Origin of the sequence: Micromonospora sp. NPDC049799 (assembly GCF_040656655.1) — a bacterium.
GTDB lineage: Bacteria > Actinomycetota > Actinomycetes > Mycobacteriales > Micromonosporaceae > Micromonospora.
In genome coordinates, this window is record NZ_JBFAMU010000770.1 from 1 (window position 1) to 1,732 (window position 1,732).

Genomic DNA, 1,732 nt, shown 5'->3' on the forward strand with positions numbered 1-1,732 from the left:
GTGTTCCGCTCCGTCGACCGCCCCTCCTACGACAGCGTCGTGCAGGAGCAGCTGGCCACCGCCCGGGCCACGGTCACCGAAACCCCCGAACAGCAGCTCGCCGGCCTCCTCAACAGCGGCGACACCTGGACGATCGTCTGACCCGTCCCGCGCCTACCGAAAGAGTGGCTGTTCCCGTCGGAACAGCCACTCTTTCGTCGTACGGGGTCAGGCGACGGGGGTCGTCGACGGGCGGTCGTCGCGGACGTGCACGAGCATGTCGCCGGTCTCGATGACGGCGCCGGCCCGGTCGGCCAGGGAGACCACCTTGCCCCGACGGACCAGGGCGATCACCAGGGTCTCCAGCTCGCGGGGGGACTTGCCGACCTCGCTGCGCTCCGCCGAGCGCATCGCCAGCGCCATGCCCTGTCCGGGGGTGAGCAGGTCCTCCACGACGTCGATCAGCGGCGGCGCCGACGTGGACAGGCCCAGCAGCCGGCCGGCGGTGGCCGACGAGACGATCACGTGGTGGGCGCCGCTCTGCTTGAGCAGCGGGGCGTTCTCCGCCTCCCGCGCCGCGGCGATGATCCGCACCTGACCGGCGGTCAACTGGCGGACGGTCAGCGCCACCAGCACCGACGCGTCGTCGCTGTCGGTCGCGATGATGACCGCCTTGGCGTTCCGCACGTGCGCCTGGTTGAGCACCGCCGAGCGGGTCGCCGACCCCTCGATCGCGACCAGTCCCGCCGAGGTGGCCCCCCGCAGGGCGGGGCCGCTGCGCTCCACCACCACGATCCGGGACTTGTCGAGGCCGTTCTCCAGCAGCGCGGAGACCGCGCTACGGCCCTTGGTGCCGTAGCCGCAGATGATGACGTGATCCTTCACGGACTTCTCCCACCGGTTCAGGCGTCGGCCGGTCCGGTACTGCTCGGTCAGGACTTCGAGGGTGGTACCGACCAGGATGATCAGGAAGATCACCCGGGCCGGGGTGATGTAGAGGACGTTGACCAGCCGCGCCGTCTCGCTGACCGGGGTGATGTCGCCGTACCCGGTGGTGGAGAGCGATACCACGACGTAGTAGAAGCAGTCGAGGAGGGTCAGCCCGTCCTCGTTGACGTCCCGGTAGCCGTCCCGGTCGAGGTACACCACTCCCACGGTGGCGAGCACGAGACCGAGGGCGCCGGCGAGGCGCAGGCTCAGCGCACTCAGCGGACCGCGCCGCTGGGCCGGGAAATGGATCACCGTCGCACCTGCCCGGGCTCCGCTGTCGGCTGCACGACCACAAGATAGCCCGTACGCGCAGAACCGCACGCCGGGGTCGTCGGACCGGGAGGGCGGGCGGCGTGAAGGCGGCTCAGCGGGCATGATGGGGGTGTCCGTCCGGCGACCGGGGAAGCGAGGCCGGCATGTCGTTGCTGCGACGAGTGATCGGCGGGGTGCTGCGCCGGCTGCGGCAGCGGCAGGGCCGCACGCTGCGCGAGGTGGCCGCGGCCGCCGGGGTGTCGGTGCCGTACCTGTCCGAGGTCGAGCGGGGCCGCAAGGAGGCCTCCTCGGAGGTGCTCGCGGCGATCTGCCGGGCGCTCGGCATCCGCCTCTCCGACCTGCTGGAAGAAGCCCGGGACGACCTGCGCCGCGTCGAGCCGCGCATCCCGGCCGCGCCGCCGCGTCCGACCAGCGACTTCTTCACCGAGATCCGCCGTACGGGCGCGGTGCCGCCGATCACCCCGCAGTCCCGGGTCGACGCGGTCGCCGA

General features: G+C 72.0%; 2 protein-coding genes and 1 pseudogene. 2 read left to right on the plus strand and 1 reads right to left on the minus strand.

Annotation, left to right across the window (positions count from 1 at the left end; translation table 11 throughout):
• Window positions 1–141 (plus strand): annotated as a pseudogene (locus tag AB0I76_RS29300) (2-oxoacid:ferredoxin oxidoreductase subunit beta); the annotation flags it as partial.
• 66 nt (window positions 142–207) lie between these two features.
• On the opposite strand, the gene AB0I76_RS29305 reads toward AB0I76_RS29300, so the two are convergent.
• Window positions 208–1,221, minus strand: coding sequence for a potassium channel family protein (locus AB0I76_RS29305; RefSeq protein ID WP_357042214.1), 1,014 nt, complete (start codon window positions 1,219–1,221; stop codon window positions 208–210).
• A gap of 164 nt (window positions 1,222–1,385) precedes the next feature.
• Here AB0I76_RS29305 and AB0I76_RS29310 point away from each other — a divergent pair.
• The coding region (locus tag AB0I76_RS29310; protein ID WP_357042217.1) for a helix-turn-helix transcriptional regulator at window positions 1,386–1,732 on the plus strand (347 nt) is incomplete at its 3' end.